Below are 22,517 nucleotides of genomic sequence, written 5' to 3'. Positions count from 1 at the left end.
AATTTATGAGAGAGAAGTCTAAAAAACATGGCGGATTTACCTTAGTAGAAATGATAATAAGTTTTGCGTTACTTGCAATATTAATGACTCCAATATATTCTATGATAATATCGACTATGAATCATAATAAAAGTGGAGAAATAAAACAAACGGCATCACTTAAAGGACAGGAATTATTTGAGGAAATTAAGAATGAAGATATATATCCAGTTATAGATGGCGGAAATATTACAGGAATCAAGATTGGTGATACAGTAAGTCCAACTTCAATAAATCCTGAAAGTGGTAAACGTGAAGTGACAAAGGATATTGGAAATGGTTATGAAGCTAAAGTTTCAATAACAAAGAATAATTCAATAAATCTTGATAAAACAGTAACGTCAATTGCAACAAGTGATTTTAGTGTTAATTTAAGTGGTCCTACTACACTTGGAACTTTAACAGTTGGATTAAATAGTGAAAAAGAAGGAATATTACATTATACTGATTCAGAAGATGTTTTAAATTTAGTAGTAAATACTAAGACTGAAGGAAATAAAAAGTTAATAGTAATTAAAGATAGGGACAATAATGTAATTAAAGATAAAGATGGTAATGAACTTTCTGGCGAATTAGAAGTAAGTGATGAGGAGAAAGATAATCAAATAAAGTTAACTCTAAATTTTGATGATTACAAAGTTTCAAGAGAGACAGACCCGACAAAGTTAAGAAGTTTTAAAGTAAGTGTATATAATCAAGACGACGTTCCGTTAAATATATGTTTGCAAAAATCAATGGACTTAGATGTAAGTGTAGATACTAAAATGGGGAATGTTAGAACATTTGATAATCGTACAAGTAGTTCTAATAGACTAGGAGAATTGTATGATATAGATGTTGTAATAACTCAAACAACAAATGGTGAAACCAAGGTTATTTTTACTGGTAAGACTAGTCAGAATATAAATATTAATTAGGAGGTGATAAAATATGATGAGAAAAAAAAGAGGATCAAGTTTAGTTTCTGTAGCAATTCTATCATTTCTTTTAATTACAGTAGGAACAGCCATGGTATCTATGACTGTTGGTGATTATAAAATGAGGATGACAGAGAGTACCAGAATAAAAAATTTATATTCATCAGAATCAGGTTTGGATGTAGCTTATGATATACTTGTAAAAACTTTTGACGCAGCAGCCACTTATGGAGTTAACAAAGTAGAAATTTTTAAGTTAAGTGATGATTTTATTATAAATGTTGCAAAAGATTTAAAAGATCAAGTAGCCAGTTTAAAGAATGATATAAAAGATATAAGAAACGGTAATTCGGATAGGAAAGAGGAGCAAATAAAAGAAAAAAATAAACAAATAGATTCGTTAAATAAACAAATTAAAATAGAAGAAGATGCAGCAATTGATGCTTGTTTTAAAACAAATTTTAATGATTTTGTATATATGAATGAACCGCAAGAAGATATAAGTAAAATAAATACCGTGGCAAATAAAGATGAACTTAGAAAATGTGTTAAATATAAAGAATATATTAAGGATGTTAATAAAATTACTAAGAGTGAAAGATATGAAGACGTAATATTTAATACAGAGGGAAATAATAGTATATCCCTTTTTGTAGATAATGAAACTGAGGAAGATAATGGAGGAATAACATATGAAACTATAGATGCAGATTCACAAAATGGAAGAGAGTATTCAACTAGAAAATATACCATAAAAATAACTTCTAAATTTAGCACTAGAGATACTAATGGAACTACTGAAAGAAAGCTTCAATCAATATATGAAGTGACAGTTCCAGATTACAAAGATGTTGCGTTTAGTGAGAGTAATGTGGAATTACCTAAGTACACATTTTTGAATGATAATGCACTTCTTATTGGTGGAGATATGAAGATTACTGATGCTAACTTTGTTGTTAATGGAAATATATTTGTTGAAGGAAATGGATATGACGATATAGATGCAGGTGTGCAGACAAGAGCATATGATAAATACAATGGTGGAATAGTTTTAGATGCTGGTTCTAGTAAAAATGTTACATTTACTGGGGATGTTGTTACGGGAAAAACTTTTAATCTCAGGAATAATGTAAATACAATCATTAATGGAAATTTGTACGCAATGAATGTTTATGCAGGAAGTGAAAGAGCAACTGATACTCCATCAAAGAACTCATCATTACAAGTTAAAATAAATAATAACAATGGAGGAAATGTAACTGTAGATAATGACATTACTTTGAATGCAGATGCTACAAGTATCACAATGGATAGGTTTTATGGAGTTAATGATAGAAAGCGTGATACGACTGGAAGTGTAGGAACGAGTGATAAGCCTCTAGGAAGAATATCCAGTAGTATTATAGTTAATGAACATACAGGTTCTAGTATCACAATTAATACGGAAGCGTATATTATGGGAGTAGCTCATATAAATACGGCAAATGGGTATAGTACAGGTGAATCTACAGGGGTTAGAGGAAATTATATAGCATACGCAGTTCCAGATCCTTCGAATCCGAGTGAAGAACCTATATATGATGAGCCATTGGAATTGTTTAATATTATTGATAAAAGTAAATATTTCATAAACTATTGGAAAGGTAAAAATATAGATTCTGGAGGCATCCATTTGCCAAGTAACACATATTCTTATGGAGCAATAATTGTAGATGAAGGTGGTAAATATAAAGCAGATAATGGAAAGCCACCTGATAGTACAGTTGTAAATAATAAGAAGAAAGAATTTGCTTCAAAGGTATATAATGTTAGAGGTGCAATGCTAACGGATGCTCAAAAACAAGAGTTATATGACTCACTAGGAGATGGCAAGGATGAAGTGAGTGATATAATGTATATGGATGGTGCAGATGAGGGATATACAAAAATAAATCAGATGTTTTTTGAAAAATACGGAAATGTAACAGATGTGCCTGATGAGCAAAATAATAACGAGAAGACTATATTTAGTGATAAGAATATAAAGATTACTGAAGGAGATAAGGATGAAATAGTTAGAGATGGTGATAATGGTATAATCATAAAGGTTTCAGCTGGCAAAACTTTAAATGCTTTTATTGCTACATCCAAAAATATTACTGTTGAAGGTAATGTTAATATTCAAGGGAATATTATTGCAGAGGGAGACCTTAATGTAAGTGGAGTTGAAGGAAAAACCATAACATATAATCCGGATTTGTCAAAAAGAATACAAGCTTCAAATGTGGAACTTTTTAATTCTGTATTTGGGCACATTAGAGAAGATAGTCATGGTGTATCAAGTAGTGAGGCTAATATAAATGTTCAATACGATATTAATAAATTTATAAAAAACAGATTATGGAAGATTGTTAAATAGAATTTTAAGCAAGGATGTGAGACAGATTTGATAAGTTGTAGAAAGAAAAGTGGCTTTACAGTAACAGAGCTTGTAATTGTTATGACGTTAACAGTTGTTGTATTGGGAATAATATGGACAATATTTAACGTAAGTAATAAAATAATTTCGAATGTAACTATTAAATCTGACTTACAAAGAGAAGGACAAGCAATTCAAGAGCAGTTAAGCAATATTGGAATGCAGGCGACTGGAATTGAACCTATTATGGGTGATGATGGTAATGAAGTTACAGGTGAAGTGAAAAAAATAACAATTAATTCTTATGATAAATACGGGAACAGGAAGCAATTTGAAATTGAGAATGCATCTGGAAGAATGTTGATAGATGGGAAAGAAGTATCAAGTTATTTAGGAAATATAACAATAAATAAGGAAATCATTCATAAAGATAAAGCTGAGCTCATTAACAATACTTATATTGATTTTTCTATTACATTAAGTAGAAATAGGAATTATGATAATAAACCAATACTATATCCAATAAAAGTAAGAACAGTATTTAGGAATAAGAATACTTTAGGTACGTAGAACTTTACAGTATTTTTAGATATAAATAAGGTGAATTTAACGTTTTAGGAGGGAGAAGATTGAAATTTAAAATAGCAAATAAAAGGATGGTTTCATTAACTATATTAATTACTTTTATGATATCAATTATTGGTATAGGAAGCTATGTAAATGCAGGAACTGATTTGATGAATGTGAGTCGAGATGTGTCAGTTTCAAATGTAAAATCTGGAGATACTTTTGATGTTAAGTATACTATAACCCCTAAGTCAATTGTTGCAAGTTCACAGGATAATAATAAACAAAAAGAGATAGTATTCGTTATGGATACATCTGGGAGTATGAATTGGGTAGTAGGTGAAAATAGAGATCCGTATTATGGTGAAAAATCAAGATTAGATATAATGAAAAGTGTAGCTAATAACTTCATTGGTAAGTTTAATGATGGTAAGAATAAAGCTAGAATTTCTTTAATAGAATACAATAGTTATGCTTCTAATATTACAGATAATTTTATAAACATTAATTCAAATAATATTAATAAATTAACAGGTCAAAATGGATATATTAATAATTTAAAGGCTGGTGGAAGTACAAATATTGGAGATGGATTACGAAAAGCATACTATGAACTTTCAAATAATGCTCAAGGACAAGAGAAATATATAGTTTTAATGACGGATGGAGAGGCCGAAGCTTATAGTCATGATGATAATGGAAGTTATTACATGAGCAATGGATATTCTTATCAATATGATTCTACTAGCTGGAAAACAGATTGGTTGGGAAATATTGATTTTAATCGGAATCCTGATCCAGACAATAGAGAAAAATCAATGGAATATGCTAAAAAAGTAGCAAGTGAATTAATAGCAAATTCTACTGATAAGCCTAATATTAATACTTTTGTAATAGGGTTTGGAAGTGGATCAGATGGAGATAAGAATAAGCAAATAGCTGATGCAGCTAAAGGTACTTATTTTCAAGCTCAAGATGAAAATACAATAAATTCAGTATATGATAAAATTCAAAAGATTATAGACACTAATGTTAGTGGAAAAGTGCATCTTGAAGAAAATATATCATCAAATTTAGAGGTTGTTGAGGTTAAAAATAAGGGTTTACCTCAAGAATATAAAATTGATAATAATAAATTAGTTATAGATGTTAATAATTATTATACTTTAACTAATGGAAATTATTACTCTGATCCTATAGAATTTACTGTAAAGTATAAAGTTAAAGATAATAATATATGCAAATTGGGAGAAGGAGGTAACTCTTCATTTGTTCAACTTGATGCGTTAGGACAAGTTGATAAAAAATACTTAGAAGAAAAGATTATAGTAGGCAGTTCGAATGTAGCAGATAGTTTGGTGGATATAAATAGAACAGTATCAGTTTCAAGTGTAAAAGCTGGAGATACTTTCGAAGTTAAGTATACTATAACCCCTAAACCAATTGTTGCGAGTTCACAGGATAATAATAAACAAAAAGAGATAGTATTTGTTATGGATACTTCTGGAAGTATGGATTGGGTAGTAGGTGAAAATAGAGATCCGTATTATGGTGAAAAATCAAGATTAGATATAATGAAAAGTGTGGCTAATGGCTTTATTAATAAGTTTAATGATGGTAAAAATAAAGCAAGTATTTCCTTAATAGAATATAATTACTATGCGTCTACTATTACTAATGGGTTTGTTGATATTAATTCAAATAATATTAACTCTTTAACAGGCCAGAAAGGATATATTAAAAAGTTAGATGCTGGTGGAAGTACAAATATTGGAGATGGATTAAGAAGGGCATATTATACACTTTCATCAAATGCGGATAATGAGAAAGATAAGTATATAGTTTTAATGACTGATGGAAATGCAGAAGCTTATAGCGGTGATAATAATAAAAATTATTATATGGATGATGGAATTTATTATGGTGATAATTATTATTCAGATAATGATTATAAATATTATTATACAGGTTGGAAAACAGATAGGAGTGGAAATATTGATTTTAATCAAACTCCGTATCCGGATTATAGAGAAGATTCAATGAAATATGCTAAAAAGGTAGCCAGTGAAAAGATAGCAAATTCTAATATTAATACTTTTGTAATAGGTTTTGGAAGTGGAGCAAATGGAGATAAAAATAAACAAATAGCAGAGTCGGCTAAAGGAACTTATTTTCAAGCTCAGGATGAAAATACCATAAATGCAATATATGATAAAATTCAAAAGATTATAGATACTAATGTTAGTGGAAAAGTACATCTTGAAGAAAGTATTTCATCTAATTTAGAGGTTGTTGATGTTAAAAATAATAATTTACCACAAGAATATAAAATAGATAATAATAAATTAGTTATGGATGTGAATAATTATTATACTCTAACTAATGGGAGCTATTGCTCTGATCCTATAGAATTTACTGTAAAGTATAAAGTTAAAGATAATAATAATATATGCAAATTGGGAGAAGGAGGTAACACTTCATTTGTTCAACTTGATGTACTAGGAAAAACCGATAAAAAATACTTAGAAGAAAAGATTATAGATAATTTAGTTGTTAATAGTACTATACAAGAGCATGGTATATACCATAGAAGTGATAATACAATAGATGCAAGTAATTTAAATGTTATTGATAAAGTTCCAACAGAACTAGCTATGATAGTTGATGTAAAATCATCAAATTTAGTAATAGATTGGAATATAGATAAAACTAATATTTCAGATAGTCAAATAATATTCAAGAAATATAAAATTATAAATGGTAGCATTGATATGAATCATCCAGAACAATTAAATTTAGATATTAGTACTAAGAATAGTGGAACGATAAGTAACACTACAGGATTTAATATGGAAAGTGGATCTAAATATATAATAATATACACAATTACTCCAGAAAAGAAATCTGGTAATAATATTAATATAGGAGCAAGTATAGAGGGTACAAGTAATTCTAAACCATTAAATTTAACAATAAAAGGGTTGCCAGATTTATTTTAGTTAAAATTATTTATTACTAGGTTTGGGTAAGCAAAATTTTAATTTAGTATATTAGATGCACATAGTATTTTCGGAAAGTAAAATTAGGCGGAGATAATGCTCCGCCTAATTTTATATAATTTATATTGAGATGGTATTTATGGTCTACTAAATAGTTGAAAGGTGGTTTCAAGTTGGAATCAACGATTAATATACGTAAAAAAATAAGGAATATTTACAAAGACATACATCAAATGACTAAAGTTAGTGAACTTATCAATTATATCCCAGAACAATTAATTGAAAGGTCAGCTCTCTTGCTACTTATTTTATGGGTATTATCACCACTAATTGTTATACTTTCTAATAATTTTGTAAATGATGTAGAGAAAACATATATATTTATGTTCAAACAACTATATTGGTATGAAATACTTCAAACAATTGGTTTTCTTGGCTGTATATTAGGAGTTATCACTTTTTCAAAAAGTATTTTACAAGCAAAAGTAGAGAAGGTATCTTTACAGAACTATATTAAAAGTAACCTATTTCATCTATTTTTGTTTATGATGCTTATTTGGAGCATCATATCGTGTTTGAATTCAGATAATATTGATATTTCACTTAATGGTACATTGTATAGAAAAGAAGGTATCATTACATATTTCACTTACTGCGGAATTTTTTGTTGCGGATATGTAGTAAGAAATAAACGATTAATAAAGGTTATTTTCGAATTCTTTACTTTATGTGCAGTGGCATTATCGATATTGACTCTTGTTGATTCTAAAGAGTTAAATAATGCATTGGGACTAACTTCTGATTCGTCCATCTTTTCGCAGTTTAATCATTATGCATATTATTTGTGTATGTCTATAATGAGTGCGTCTTTGCTATTTATTACAGAGAGAAAGTCAACTCAAAAGTTGATTTTTAGAATCATAATATTTTCAGTCATTACAGCTGCTTTAATTAAGAACGGATCTTTTGGGCCTTACATTGCTGTTATAGTAGGATTGATTTTTAGTATTATTTTTTCAATTCTGCTAGACAGAAAAGTTTTAAAGCGAGTAGCAATAGTTACAAGTGTTTTCGTAGCTATTACGCTAGGTATGAACATTTCAAATAGTCATACTTACAAGGATTTTTGGACATTAGGCGGAGATATATTTAAAATAGCAGAGAAATCTCCAGATGCTGATAAAGCAGGAACGGGTAGATGGATTCTTTGGGTGAATGGAGTTAGATTCATTTCTGAAAGACCTTTATTTGGCTATGGAGCAGATAATCTGGGGGATCAATATGCTAAAGTTAATATTCATACAGATCGTGCACATAACGAAATTATCCAATTCGCCGCAAGTCTAGGTATTCCAGCTGCACTTTTATATATGGCAGCACTAGCAACTTATTTTATGTTTTTTATAAAGAAAAGGAAACAATTTTTGAGGTTAGATATCTGCATACTCTGTATAGTAATTGCTTATTTAGCATCATCAATGTTTGGTAATACAATGTATTATACAAGTCCATTTTTCTTTATGATATTAGGAATTTCAAGTGGAAGGAAAAAGTTGCTTTTAAAAAGTTTTTCTAGCTATTCAAGAGAATCTGAGAATTTATTTTTAATAAAATCTTAATTTCCCTTTACTAAATAATAATGATAGCAACATTGATATTGATTTTTTATTTTAAGCAAATAGTTTATAGGATATAATATTAAAGAAAGAAAATGTAAATGAGTGGATATGTTTAGTATGAAAGAAGGAGATTATTATTAAAAAGAAGCTGCCAATTGGAATAGATGATTTTAAAACGTTAATAGAAAATGATTATTATTTTGTAGATAAGAGCTTACTTATAAAAGAATTCATAAATAATTCTGCTAATATAATTTTAACTCCTAGACCAAGAAGATTCGGTAAGACTTTAAATATGAGTATGATTAAATATTTCTTTGATATAAATACTAAAGATGAGTCTAGAACATTATTTGATGAATTAAATATAAAAAAAGATAAGCAAATTATGGAGTTACAAGGAAAACAGCCGGTTATTTTTATAACACTTAAGGATACTAAATTTGCTAATTTTAGAGATTTTACATCAGCAATAAGAGGTCTTATGTCAGAAGTGTATAAAGAATATATATATGTTTTAGACAGTGATAATCTGTTAGATGCAGATAAAGAAGATTTCAACAAAATACTCTATAGTAAAGGTGATATTCCGCTGTTAACAAATTCAATAAAAAATTTAAGCAGGTATCTATGCAAATATCATGATAAAAAAGTAATATTACTTATAGATGAGTATGATGTGCCAATACAAGAAGCATATATAAATGGATATTATGATGAGGTAATATTATTTATGAGAAATTTATTAGGTTCGGTGCTTAAAGGTAATTTATATATAGAAAAAGCATTGCTTACTGGAATACTTCGGGTAGCCAAAGAAAGTATTTTTTCAGGACTTAATAATTTAGAGGTAGATACAATAATCAGAAACAAATTTAGTGATAAGTTTGGCTTCTTGGAAAATGAGATAGACGAGATTTTATCATATTATGAAAATAACAATGTTAATATAGATAAGAATATGATTAAAGAATGGTACAATGGATATATTTTTGGAAACAATATCATATACAATCCATGGTCAGTACTAAATTATATTGATAATCGGGAAGAGGGATTTAAACCCTACTGGATTAATAGTAGTGAAAATGCTTTAGTTAAGAAAATTCTTTCAAATGGAAACGAGGAAATAAAGAAAGAATTTGAATATTTAATAGAAAATAAAACTATTGGAAAAGTTATAGATGATAATGTAATTATGGGAGAGATTGAAGGATCTAGTGAGAGCGTATGGAGTTTTTTACTTATGACAGGATATTTAAAGGCTGTCAAAAAAGAAAATATAGAAGGTATTTTAAAGTGTGATTTAGCAATTCCCAATAAAGAGGTTTATATATATTTTAAGAATATGATATTAAAGTGGTTTGATGATAGCTTAAGTATGTTAAAATATAGAACTATGCTTAATGCTTTGGTAAATGGAGATATAAGGAACTTTGGAGCATTATTTAAAGGTTTTGTTATAAATAATGTAAGTTATTTTGATGTCTCAGGAAAGGAACCAGAAAAGGTTTATCATGCGTTTGTTCTTGGAATGTTAGTGTCACTTTCTGATAATTATGAAGTAAAATCAAATAAAGAAAGTGGGTATGGAAGGTATGATGTAATGATAATACCAAAGGATGCTTCAAAATATGGGATAGTAATAGAGTTTAAAAAGATAGATGAATTCTTAAGCGATACAATAGAAGAAGCAACAAAAGAAGCTTTAGAGCAAATAGAGAACAAAAAATATGCACAAGAGCTTTTAAGCAGAGGAATAAATAATATTATAAAACTTGCCATCGTGTTTAAAAATAAAGAAGTAGAAATAACTCAAGGCAGTTAAAAATTTTATGAACTACTTGTTAGTCAAAATACACATTTTTTAATAAAATCTTAATTTCCCTTTACTAAATAATAATGTATAATAACCATATGTTATAAATTAATTAATATGTCGAAACATATGGGAGGAAAGATATGAATACAGTTACTTATTTAATTGATATATTCTTGCATCTTGATAAATATTTAGGATTCATAATAAACAATTATGGGTTTGAAACATACTTGCTATTATTTTTCATAATATTTTTAGAAACAGGATTAGTAGTAACTCCATTTTTACCAGGAGATTCGTTAATATTCGCTGCTGCTGCTTTTGCTGCTATGGGAATGCTTAATATATATGCATTATTAGGACTTCTAATGGTTGCAGCAATTTTAGGGGATACAGTTAATTATGAAATAGGTAGAATTTTTGGTGATAAACTTATTAATATTGCTGGTGGGAAACTTATTAAGAAAGAACATCTAGATAAAACTAACAAGTTTTATGAAAAGCATGGTGGAAAAACAATAATCTTTGCAAGATTTATCCCAATAGTCCGTACGCTAGCACCATTTGTAGCTGGAATAGGAAAGATGCAATATAGGCACTTTATTTCATTTAATGCAATAGGCGGAATTCTATGGGTACTAGTAGTTTCAGCACTAGGATTTTTCTTTGGAAACATTCCAGTAGTTAAAAAGAACTTTGAATTTGTAATTATAGCAATCATATTTATATCTATTGTACCAGTTATCGTTGAATTCTTAAGAAGCAAGATGAAAAAGACTAATCAAACAGTATAAAAAAAGCCTAATTAGGGAGTGGAAAGACTCTTTAATTAGGCTTTTAAATTAATATTTTATAGAAAAGAACATTATTTATAGTTATAGATTAATAATTACATATTAAAATCATACATTATCAGAAAGAAGGATATACTTTTGTGGAGTGTTGCATTGAGAATGTGGCTTTAGGAGTTTCTTCATTAGAACTTGTTCCAGTGTTGCTTGTCCTTAGGAACTAAGGATCATGCAGGAATGGGTACAAGTTCTAATGTTAGAAATCCAAAGTCATATTATCTAGCAACCGGAACAAAAGTGTATCCTTCTTTCGGTTATATCTATTTTCTAATTAAATGCGTTATATATTGCAGCAATTCCTTTTTCAAAATCATCATTTTCTATACCAACTAGTATGTTCATTTCACTAGAACCTTGGTCTATCATTCTAATGTTGACTTCAGCATTTGAAAGAGCTGTAAATATTTTAGCAGCAGTTCCTCTTTGTTTAGCCATTCCACGTCCAACAGTAGCAATCATAGCTAAATTTGGGTGGATTTCTATAGTGTCTGGGTTGCATGCTCTTTTAATTTCTTCTACAACAACATCTTTTTTATTCTTTAATTGAGTGTCTTGAATTACAAAACATACTGTATCTATTCCAGAAGGCATATTTTCAAATGAAATATTGTGCTGTTCAAGTATTGATAAGATTTTTCTACAGAAACCAAGCTCTGAATTCATTGAAGCTTTAGATATTGAAATAACTGTGAAATCTTTTTTACCAGCTACACCTGTTACAGTTGTTGGTTTCATCGAACCATCTGTATCTTTTACGATAAAAGTACCTTCGTCTTGAGGTTTGTTTGTATTTTTTATATTTATTGGAATTCCAACTTCTCTTACTGGGAATATTGCATCTTCATGTAATACAGAAGCACCCATATAAGAAAGTTCTCTAAGTTCTGAATAAGTTATTTTGCTTATTGGTTTTGGATTATCTATTATTCTAGGATCTGCCATTAAAAATCCTGAGACATCTGTCCAGTTCTCATAAAGATCGGCATTGATGCTTGCAGCAACTAAAGCTCCTGTTACGTCAGAACCACCTCTTGAGAATGTGATTATATTTCCATCTTTGTCTGCTCCATAAAATCCAGGAATTACAGCCTTAGAAATTTTAGATAATTTATAATGAAGGGCTGAATCTGTTGCCTTAGAATCTAAAGAACCATCATTATTAAAGATCATAACGTCTTTAGCATCAACAAATTGAAAGCCAAGATAGTTAGCAAGTATTAATCCGTTTAAGTATTCACCTCTACTTGCAGCATAATCACTTGAAGCCCCTTCTTCAAGATCTTTTTTTATAATGTTTAAATGTTCTGTAATATCAAAATCTAAATTTAAATCCTTAACGATATTACAATATCTATCTGTTATATGATTAAAAACATCATCAAAAGATATTCCAGTAGAAACATGGGCGTGGCAAAGATATAATAAATCAGTAATCTTTGAATCTTTAGAATTTCTTTTTCCAGGTGCAGATGGCACTACATATCTTCTTTCTGGATTTGAAAAGATTATTTCTTTAACTTTTTTAAATTGATTTGCATCTGCTAGTGAACTTCCACCAAATTTTGTTACAATTGTGTTCATAATTATAGCCCCCATATATATGTATTTTTACATATAAGATTGTAGCAATTTATCTAAAAATGTTCAAGTTAATTATTAATAATGCTGAATGATTATTTTCTCCTGATCATTTAAGTATTATTTATAGAAAAGAACATATAATAAACTGCAAAGCAGATTAAGGAATGGATATAAAATAGATTTATGGCATAGCAGGTACTGAGTTTTGCAATTATAAATCAAGTTATTTATTTCTTTATCGGTGTAAAAACACATAGAATGCCTTTAAATCATTAATTAAGAAAATTCATTTAATATAATAAATTATATGCTACAAAAATAATTCCTCACCATAATTCTAAAAGTATTACAATAATTTTAGCCGTAACTGTGAATTGTGATATGTGAATTGTAAATTGTAAATTGCAACATATAGATTCTATGAAAAAAATTTATCATACTTAATTATAAACTATACTTGGACTATGAAGTGTTTTCCAACCAGAAATGAGTAATATACTTTTGTGGAATGTTCCGATAGATAATTCGCATTTAAAGTTCCATTAAGCTGAGTTATTAGTTAAGACTAAAATTTAGAAATTTAATTGCAACATATATTATATGTAGAGAAAATAGTGAGTATTATTAATAACGTTTGACAGAGTAAATATTGATTTGTATAATAAAAATACCAAGTGAAACTTGATTATTTCTTGTTTTTAATTGAAATTCAACGTTGAATAAATTAAGAAAAACAATGTAGAAATAAAAAGTATGTTAATAATATGGTACTGGTAATTTAACATCTAAATATTTTAATTATCAGGAGTTATATAGATAAGCCAATTATAAGTTATATTTATACTATGGAATATCTTCAAACTAGAAATGAGTAATATACTTTTGTGGAATGTTTCATTGGTAATTTTGATGGATGTGATTCTTTGGCTATAAGTTGTTCCAAATGTGCTAGTTCAAAGCTTGTTCTTTGAGGCTAGCACTTTGGGTGCAACTTTGTAGCCTTAGAATCACCAATCAGAATTACCTAGAAACTGGAACAAAAGTATGTTATTCATTTCGGCGAGTCATATGCATAAGTTCAGGTCTTAGTTGGGTTATCTATATGTATTACAAATTTATATATACTTTGACAACGGAGTCATAGAATTAATAATTCAGATTGATTTCGTTTTTTTGTTATAAGTTATAAAATAATTTTCTGCAGAAGTTATTTTTTATATTTATCAATTTAATAAATATAAGCTTTAATTTTTAAAGAATATGGTATTAATTTCTTTAAAAATTAAAGTTTTTACCACAAAAATACTTACTTTTTTAAAAAATCTATTGATTTGTTAGAAACGGTGGTATATAATTTACTTATTAAATGAATTGAGCAAAGGCGTTCAATAGATGGTATACCGCTTCTATTGTGCGCCTTTTTTTAGAAAAAAAGGGGGTTTGTAAAATGGCAAAGTACACAAAGGAAGATATCATTAACTTAGTAAAGGAAAATGGAGTTAAATTTATAAGACTTCAATTTACAGATATCTTTGGAACATTAAAAAACGTAGCAATTACAGACAGACAGTTAGAAAAAGCATTAAATAATGAATGCATGTTTGATGGATCATCTATTGATGGTTTCGTTAGAATTGAAGAATCTGACATGAATTTAAGACCGAACTTAGATAGTTTTGTAATTTTCCCATGGAGACCGCAACAAGGTAAGGTTGCAAGATTAATCTGTGACGTTTATAAACCAGATGGAAAGCCATTTGAAGGTGATCCAAGATATATCTTAAAGAGAGCTATAGCAGATGCAGCTGAACTTGGATATACAATGAATGTTGGACCTGAATGTGAATTTTTCTTATTTGAAACTGATGAAAATGGTAATGCAACAACAAACACTCAAGATAAAGGTGGGTACTTTGATTTAGCACCTACAGATTTGGGAGAAAATGCAAGACGTGACATGACTTTAGCATTAGAAGAAATGGGATTTGAGATTGAAGCATCTCACCATGAAGTTGCTGAAGGACAAAATGAAATTGACTTTAAATATGGTGATGCATTAACTACAGCTGATAGTATTATGACATTCAAGCTAGTTGTTAAGTCTATTGCACAAAGACACGGATTACATGCATCATTTATGCCAAAGCCAATTTTCGGAATTAATGGTTCAGGAATGCATGTTAATATGTCATTATTCAAGGATGGAAAAAATGTTTTTGTTGATGAAAATGACAAAAATGGCTTAAGTTCAATAGCTTATAACTTTATAGCAGGATTATTAAAAAATATCAAAGGTCTTGCAGCTGTTACTAACCCATTAGTTAATTCATACAAGAGATTAGTACCAGGATATGAAGCACCAGTTTATTTAGCTTGGTCTTGTAAAAATAGAACAGCATTAATAAGAGTACCAGCAGCTAGAGGCGCAGGAACTAGAGTTGAGCTTAGATGTCCAGATCCAAGTTCTAACCCATATTTAGTATTAGCAGCTCTATTACAAGCAGGATTAGATGGTATTAAGAACAATCTACAACCACCAGCAGAAGTTGAAGCAAATATTTTTGCTATGACTGATGAGGAAAGAAAAGCTAACGGAATTGATAACTTACCTAATAACTTATATGAAGCAGTTCAATTCATGAGAGAAAGTGAGTTAGCTAAGTCAGCTTTAGGAGAACATGTATACAATAATTATCTTGAAGGTAAAGCAGCTGAGTGGGATGATTATAGAACTAAAGTACATGACTGGGAATTAGAAAACTATCTTAATAGATATTAATTTAGTAATACCAATTATTATTAATTAAGGTGGGGATTGCAATGGCTCAAGATGGAAGAATTATTATAGCTTTAAGCAATATTGAGACAGCAAAAAAATTAAAGAGTTTACTAATGCAGGAAGGCTATGAAATCATAGCATTATGTGCTTCAGGAAATGAATTAATTAGATTAGTTATGCAACATTCCCCAGACCTAGTCTTAGTAGGATATAAATTCAAGGATATGAGTTTACTAGATGTTTATGAAACACTAGTAGATGTAACTAGTTTTTTAGCTATTGTAAATGAGCCTTATAAATCATTTATAGAAGAAGATACTGATATATATTGTATTGGTACTAAAATCTCTAATGTTCTCTTAACTAATGCTATAAATTTAATTTTTCAAAGCAAAAAGAGAATCAAGAAGCTGAGAGATCAAGTTGAAAAGTTAGAACATACTCTGGAAGATAGAAAACTTATCGAAAAGGCTAAGGGTCAACTCATGAAAACTTCAGGACTTACGGAGAATGAAGCGTTTAGATATATGCAGAAGATAAGTATGGATTCTGGGAAAAGAATGAAAGATATTGCGAGTTTAATATTAAGTGAAAATGAATAACTTATAAAATGTAGCAAATACGCGAGTAATTATATTTCAAAAAAGGATGTATTTACTCGTTGTTTGCTACACATAAATGCAATATGATTATTTTAAGGATAAATAGGTGCCTGATAGATAAATATTTAAGAAGGTACAAATGAATATATTATTATCTCAAGGGGGAATTTTAATGGAAAGAAATAATCCGAATGCACAGGGGTTATATAATCCATGTTTTGAACATGATGCTTGTGGAATTGGGACTATAGTAAACATTGATGGTGAGAAATCTCATGAAATATTATCAGATTGTTTAACTATCCTAGAAAAGCTAGAGCACAGAGGTGGTACAGGCGCTGATGAACATACAGGAGATGGAGCAGGAATATTATTTAATATACCACATAAGTTCTTTCAGGAAGAATTGAAATCAAAAGGTATGACTCTCGGGAACGAAGGGGATTACGCTGTTGCTATGGTATTTTTACCACAAGAAGAAAAGGCAAGAAAAGAAGCTATGAGCCTTTTTGAAGATATATCAAAGGAAGAAGGACTTGAACTAATTGGGTGGAGAGAAGTTCAAACAAACCCTTCAATACTTGGTAAAGCATCGCTAGAAGCAATGCCCGCAATAATGCAAGCTTTTGTAAGAAGACCAAATGGAATAAAACCAGGAAAAGATTTCGAAAGAAATTTATATATTGTTAGAAGAAATATAGAAAAAAGAGCAGGATGGATAAGTAAATTCCTAAATGAAACTTTCTACATAGCGTCTTTTTCATCAAAGACAATAGTATATAAAGGGATGTTACTATCTACACAGCTTAGAGAATTTTATAAAGATTTAGAAGATGAAAGAGTTGAAACATCTTTGGCATTAGTACATTCAAGATATAGTACTAATACATTCCCAAGTTGGGAAAGAGCTCATCCTAATAGATTTATGATTCACAATGGTGAAATTAATACACTTCGTGGAAATGTTAATAAGGTTTATTCTAGGGAAACAAATGTTAAATCTAGAGCACTTGGAAAAGATTTAAACAGAGTGTTACCTATCATAAATAAAGAAGGATCAGACTCTGCGATATTTGATAACAATTTAGAATTCTTATATATGAATGGAATGGATTTAACTAGAGCTATTATGATGGCAATTCCAGAACCATGGTATAAGAGTAAAACTATGAGTAAAGAAATGAAAGCTTTTTATGAATATAATGCTACACTAATGGAACCATGGGATGGTCCAGCAGCTATCGTATTTACAGATGGCGAAAAAGTTGGTGCAGTTTTAGATAGAAATGGTTTAAGACCATCAAGATATTATATAACTAAAGATAGAAGACTTATTCTTTCTTCAGAAGTTGGTGCATTAGATATACCAGCTGAAATTGTTGAAAAGAAAGATAGATTAATGCCAGGTAGAATGTTACTTGTAGATACAGTTAAGAAAGAAGTTATAGATGACGAAGAATTAAAGAATGCTTATGCTAATCAATATCCTTATGGAGAATGGTTAAAAGAAAATCTAGTTACTTTAGATAAAATGAATGAAAGTAAGAAGTTCAAGATTGAATATGATAAAGAAACTAGAAAGAAATTAGAAAAAGCTTTTGGATATACTTATGAGGAAGTAAAAACAACAATGCTTCCAATGGCTGAAACTGGAGCTGAACCATTAGCGGCTATGGGTGTAGATGTTCCTTTAGCAGTATTATCAAAGAATTCTCAACCGTTATTTAATTATTTCAAGCAGTTATTTGCACAAGTAACTAATCCTCCTATTGATGCTATTAGAGAAGAAATAGTTACAGCTTCTAATGTTTATCTTGGACCAGAAGGTAATATATTAGAAGATAAAGCATCAAATTGTGAGTTGATTAAACTTGATTCACCAATAATTAATGATGAAGAATTAGCTAAAATAAAGGCTTATAATAAAGGAAACTTAAAATCAAAAGTAATTGATATTGTATTTGATAAAGGTGGCTCTTTAGAGGACGCATTAAATGAAACGTTTGAAAAAGCTCAAGATGCTTATGAAAAGGGATATACTATATTTATATTATCTGATAGAAATATAAGTGAGGCAAAAGTTCCTATTCCATCATTACTTGCAGTATCAGCACTTCATCAATATTTGGTTAAAAAAGGAACAAGAACTTCAGTTGCTCTAATACTTGAAAGTGGAGAGCCTAGAGAGATTCACCATTTTGCTACATTGCTTGGATTTGGTGCTTCTGCTATAAATCCATATATGGCTTATGAAAGCTTAAGAGGATTAATTGAAGAAGGATTACTTGATTTAGAATATGATAAAGCTGTTTACAACTATAATAAAGCAGTGCTTAAAGGTATAATTAAAATACTTTCAAAAATGGGTATTTCAACAATACAATCTTATCAAGGAGCACAAATTTTTGAAGCTATAGGAATTGGAAAAGAAGTTATTGATAAATACTTTACTAATACTATAAGCAGAATCGAGGGAATTGGACTCGCTGAAATTCAAAAAGAAGCAGAGATAAACCACAAAAATGGATTTAAAGAAAAAACTTATGCAGCAGACTTTTCACTAGATTCTCCAGGATATGAAAAACTTAGATCAGGAGAAGATAGTGCAGAAGAGCATTTATATAATCCACTAACTATTCACAAACTTCAAGAAGCTACTAAAACATCTAATTATGAATTATTTAAAGAATATACTTCTTTAATTGATGATGAAAAAGCTGAAATTACTTTAAGAGGATTATTAGAATTTAACTATAATTCTAAGGCAATTCCACTTGAAGAAGTTGAGCCAGTTTCAGAAATTGTTAAGAGATTTAAGACAGGAGCAATGTCTTATGGATCAATTTCTAAAGAAGCTCATGAAGCACTTGCTATTGCTATGAACAGAATTGGCGGTAAGTCTAACACTGGTGAAGGTGGAGAAGATAAGGATAGATGGACTAAAGATGCAAATGGGGATTCGAGAAGATCTTCAATAAAGCAAATTGCATCTGGTAGATTTGGAGTAACATCAGAGTACTTAGTAAATGCAGATGAACTTCAAATAAAATTAGCACAAGGAGCAAAACCTGGTGAAGGTGGTCAATTACCTGGAACGAAGGTTTACCCATGGATTGCTAAAACTAGACATTCAACTACAGGGGTTGGTCTTATATCACCACCACCTCATCATGATATTTACTCAATAGAAGATTTAGCCCAATTAATATATGACTTAAAGAATTCAAATACTGGAGCTAGAGTATCTGTTAAGTTAGTTTCAGAATGTGGAGTTGGAACTGTTGCAGCTGGTGTTGCTAAAGGTGGAGCAGAAGTAATATTAATTTCAGGGTATGATGGAGGAACAGGTGCATCACCTAAAAACTCAATCAAAAATGCCGGACTTCCTTGGGAACTTGGACTAGCTGAAGCTCACCAAACATTACTTCTTAACGATTTAAGAGAAAGAGTTAGAGTAGAAGTAGATGGTAAACTTATGAGTGGACGTGATGTTGCTATAGCTGCACTTCTTGGAGCAGAAGAATTTGGATTTGCAACTGCACCATTAGTAACTTTAGGTTGTGTTATGATGAGAGTTTGTAATCTAGATACTTGTCCAGTTGGAGTTGCAACTCAAAATGAAGAGCTTAGAAAGAGATTTAAAGGAAAGCCAGAATATGTAGTTAACTTTATGTACTTTATAGCTCAAGAACTAAGAGAAATTATGGCAAGTCTTGGATTTAGAAATATTGATGAAATGGTTGGTAGAGTAGATAAACTTAAGCAGAGAGAAAATATTCATGGCTGGAAAGCTAAGAATGTTGATTTAAGCTCAATACTTTACACTCCAGATAAGTATAAAGGAAAAGTTGTTAAGTTTGATGAAACTAAGAAATACGACTTTAAATTAGAAAGAGTACTAGATCAAAAAGTATTCATAAGCCAATTTAAAGACGCTATAGAAAAGAAAGAAAAAGTAAACTTTGAAATTGATATAACTAATACTGATAGAACACTTGGAACTATTCTTGGATCTGAAATAACAAGAGTAAATGGTTCTGATGGATTGCCAGAAGATACTATTACTATTAAGTGTAATGGAGCTGCAGGGCAAAGTTTTGGTTCATTCATTCCAAGTGGATTAACATTTGAGGTTGAAGGAGATGCTAATGACTACTTAGGTAAGGGATTATCAGGTGGTAAGATTATAGTATATCCTCCAAAGAAATCAACATTTGTAGCAGAAGATAATATTTTGATTGGAAATGTTGCTTTATACGGTGCAACTTCAGGAAAAGTATTTATAAATGGTATTGCAGGTGAAAGATTCTGCGTTAGAAATTCAGGAGCGACTGCTGTTGTTGAAGGAGTTGGAGCTCACGGATTAGAGTATATGACAGGTGGTAAGGTTGTTGTTTTAGGTAAAACAGGAATTAACTTTGCTGCTGGTATGAGTGGCGGAATTGCTTACATTTATGAAGAGGATCCAAACTTTAGAATAAACTTAAATGAAGAAATGATTCTATTAGAAGAGTTAAGCTTAGAAGATGAAGAAGAATTAAAGAACTTAATTGAAGAACATGTGAAAGTTACAGGCTCTCCTAAAGGAAATAAAATATTATACAACTTTGAGACAGAAAAATCTAAATTCCACAAAATAATTCCAAAGGATTATAAGAGAGTATTGGAAACTGTTGAAAAGCATAAGAATCTTGGATGTGATGAGGATGAAGCATTAATTAAAACTTTCCAAGAAATTAAAGGAAATTAGGAGGGTTAGAAAAATGGGTAAACCAACGGGATTTTTAGAGTATGATAGAGAAGTAGGTAAAAATAGAGAACCTAAAGAAAGAATAAAAGACTATAAAGAATTTCATTTAAGTCTTCCAGCAGAAAAGCAAAGTATTCAAGGTGCAAGGTGTATGGACTGTGGTGTTCCATTCTGCCAATCAGGAGTATTATTCTCAGGTATGGTATCTGGTTGTCCACTTCATAACCTAATTCCTGAATGGAATGACTTAGTGTATAGAGGAAAATGGGATCTAGCTTATGAAAGATTAAATAAGACTAATCCATTCCCAGAATTTACAGGAAGAGTATGTCCAGCTCCATGTGAAGCTGGATGTACAGCAGGATTAAATGGGCCTTCAGTTACTATAAAAGAAAATGAAAGAGCTATAATTGATACTGCTTTTAAAAATGGAATAGTTAAAGCTAATCCTCCAGCTAAGAGAACTGGAAAGAAAGTTGCTGTAATAGGATCAGGTCCAGCAGGACTTGCAGCAGCAGATACATTAAATAAATGTGGTCATAAAGTTACTGTTTTTGAAAGAAGTGACAGACCAGGTGGATTATTAATGTATGGTATTCCAAATATGAAGCTTGATAAGGAAGTTATATTAAGAAGAATAAATCTTATGGCTGAGGAAGGTATTAGATTTGTAACTAATGCCAATATTGGTGAAAATTGTGATGCAAATGAAATATTAGATGAATATGATGCAGTAGTACTTGCAACTGGTGCATCTGAGCCTAGGGATCTTGTGGCAAAAGGTAGAGATAAAGTTAAAGGCGTACATTTTGCAGTAGATTTCTTAAAAGCTAATACAAAAAGTCTTCTAGACTCAAATCATGATGATAATAATTATATTTCAGCAAAAGATAAAAATGTAATTGTAATTGGTGGTGGAGATACGGGAACAGACTGTGTTGGAACTTCACTTAGACATGGATGTAAATCATTAGTTCAATTTGAAATAATGGGTGAACCTCTTAAAGAAAGAGGAGCTAATAATCCATGGCCAGAGTGGCCTAAAGTTCTTAAGGTTGATTATGGCCAAGAAGAATTTATAGACCTTTATGGTAAGGATCCAAGAGAATATTTAACTACAGTTACTGGTCTTAATGCAGATAAAGATGGAAATCTTGAAAGTGTTGATACTGTAAAAGTTGAATGGAAGAAAGACGAAAATGGAAGATTTGGTCCAGTGCCAGTTGAAGGATCAGAAAAAACTTATCAAGCCGAACTTGTATTGCTTGCAATGGGCTTCACAGGTTCACAAAATTACATTAAAGAAGCTTTTGGTGTTGAATCAGATGTGAGAAGTAACATAAAAGCAAATGAAAAAGATTTTAAAACTAATGTACACAAAGTATTTTCAACAGGTGATGCTAGACGTGGACAATCATTAGTTGTTACAGCTATAAATGAAGGAATAAGAGCAGGAATATCTGTTAATGAATTCTTAAGAAAATAGCATATTGAAATGGGAGTGATATTCTAAGTATTTAGAAGTATCACTCTTATTTTTTAGGGAAAATTAGATTTTTAATTTAGAAATAGTAGATAACAATAAGCAAGCAA

The 22,517-nt window shown here is 30.0% G+C and carries 12 protein-coding genes; 11 read left to right on the top strand and 1 reads right to left on the bottom strand.

Going from position 1 to position 22,517, the window contains the following annotated elements; all coding sequences use genetic code 11:
- Positions 1-5: 5 nt before the first annotated feature.
- The 7 genes from ACJDTP_RS04150 to ACJDTP_RS04120 all read left to right on the top strand — a co-directional run bounded on the left by ACJDTP_RS04150 (position 6) and on the right by ACJDTP_RS04120 (position 11,155).
- Positions 6-956, top strand: coding sequence for a type IV pilus modification PilV family protein (locus ACJDTP_RS04150; RefSeq protein ID WP_406760578.1), 951 nt, complete (start codon positions 6-8; stop codon positions 954-956).
- 13 nt (positions 957-969) lie between these two features.
- Positions 970-3,354 (top strand): hypothetical protein, encoded by a 2,385-nt coding sequence (locus tag ACJDTP_RS04145; protein WP_406760577.1) that lies wholly within the window; start codon positions 970-972, stop codon positions 3,352-3,354.
- Positions 3,355-3,381: 27 nt separating this feature from the next.
- Positions 3,382-3,924, top strand: coding sequence for a type II secretion system protein (locus tag ACJDTP_RS04140; protein WP_406760576.1), 543 nt, complete (start codon positions 3,382-3,384; stop codon positions 3,922-3,924).
- A gap of 59 nt (positions 3,925-3,983) precedes the next feature.
- The gene (locus ACJDTP_RS04135; protein ID WP_406760575.1) at positions 3,984-6,920 is read left to right on the top strand and encodes a vWA domain-containing protein; all 2,937 of its coding nucleotides are present in this window, start codon (positions 3,984-3,986) and stop codon (positions 6,918-6,920) included.
- Between the two features lie 173 nt (positions 6,921-7,093).
- Entirely contained in the window at positions 7,094-8,539 is a 1,446-nt protein-coding gene (locus ACJDTP_RS04130) for an O-antigen ligase family protein (RefSeq protein WP_406760574.1), read from the top strand.
- A gap of 136 nt (positions 8,540-8,675) precedes the next feature.
- Complete coding sequence (locus tag ACJDTP_RS04125) at positions 8,676-10,367, top strand: AAA family ATPase (RefSeq protein WP_406760599.1); 1,692 nt, start codon at positions 8,676-8,678, stop codon at positions 10,365-10,367.
- 134 nt (positions 10,368-10,501) lie between these two features.
- A complete protein-coding gene (locus ACJDTP_RS04120) occupies positions 10,502-11,155 on the top strand; it encodes a DedA family protein (RefSeq protein ID WP_039769507.1) in 654 nt (217 codons plus the stop codon).
- A gap of 324 nt (positions 11,156-11,479) precedes the next feature.
- Here the strand turns inward: ACJDTP_RS04120 and ACJDTP_RS04115 are convergent, their stop codons facing one another.
- Positions 11,480-12,793 (bottom strand): aspartate kinase, encoded by a 1,314-nt coding sequence (locus ACJDTP_RS04115; protein WP_406760573.1) that lies wholly within the window; start codon positions 12,791-12,793, stop codon positions 11,480-11,482.
- A 1,447-nt stretch (positions 12,794-14,240) separates the two neighbouring features.
- Between ACJDTP_RS04115 and glnA the strand changes: the two genes are divergently transcribed.
- From glnA to ACJDTP_RS04095, 4 genes are all read left to right on the top strand, one after another.
- Complete coding sequence (gene glnA, locus ACJDTP_RS04110; protein WP_406760572.1) at positions 14,241-15,572, top strand: type I glutamate--ammonia ligase; 1,332 nt, start codon at positions 14,241-14,243, stop codon at positions 15,570-15,572.
- Between the two features lie 41 nt (positions 15,573-15,613).
- The gene (locus ACJDTP_RS04105; protein WP_012060362.1) at positions 15,614-16,174 is read left to right on the top strand and encodes an ANTAR domain-containing response regulator; all 561 of its coding nucleotides are present in this window, start codon (positions 15,614-15,616) and stop codon (positions 16,172-16,174) included.
- 172 nt (positions 16,175-16,346) lie between these two features.
- A complete protein-coding gene (gene gltB, locus ACJDTP_RS04100) occupies positions 16,347-20,924 on the top strand; it encodes a glutamate synthase large subunit (protein WP_406760571.1) in 4,578 nt (1,525 codons plus the stop codon).
- A 13-nt stretch (positions 20,925-20,937) separates the two neighbouring features.
- Positions 20,938-22,410: a glutamate synthase subunit beta gene (locus tag ACJDTP_RS04095; RefSeq protein WP_161223136.1), complete on the top strand. Its 1,473-nt coding sequence runs from the start codon at positions 20,938-20,940 to the stop codon at positions 22,408-22,410.
- Positions 22,411-22,517: the final 107 nt, after the last annotated feature.

The organism is Candidatus Clostridium helianthi (assembly GCF_045310795.1).
Lineage (GTDB): Bacteria > Bacillota > Clostridia > Clostridiales > Clostridiaceae > Clostridium > Clostridium helianthi.
The sequence above is the reverse complement of the archived record's forward strand: the minus strand, read 5'-3'. Positions and strand labels throughout refer to the sequence as shown.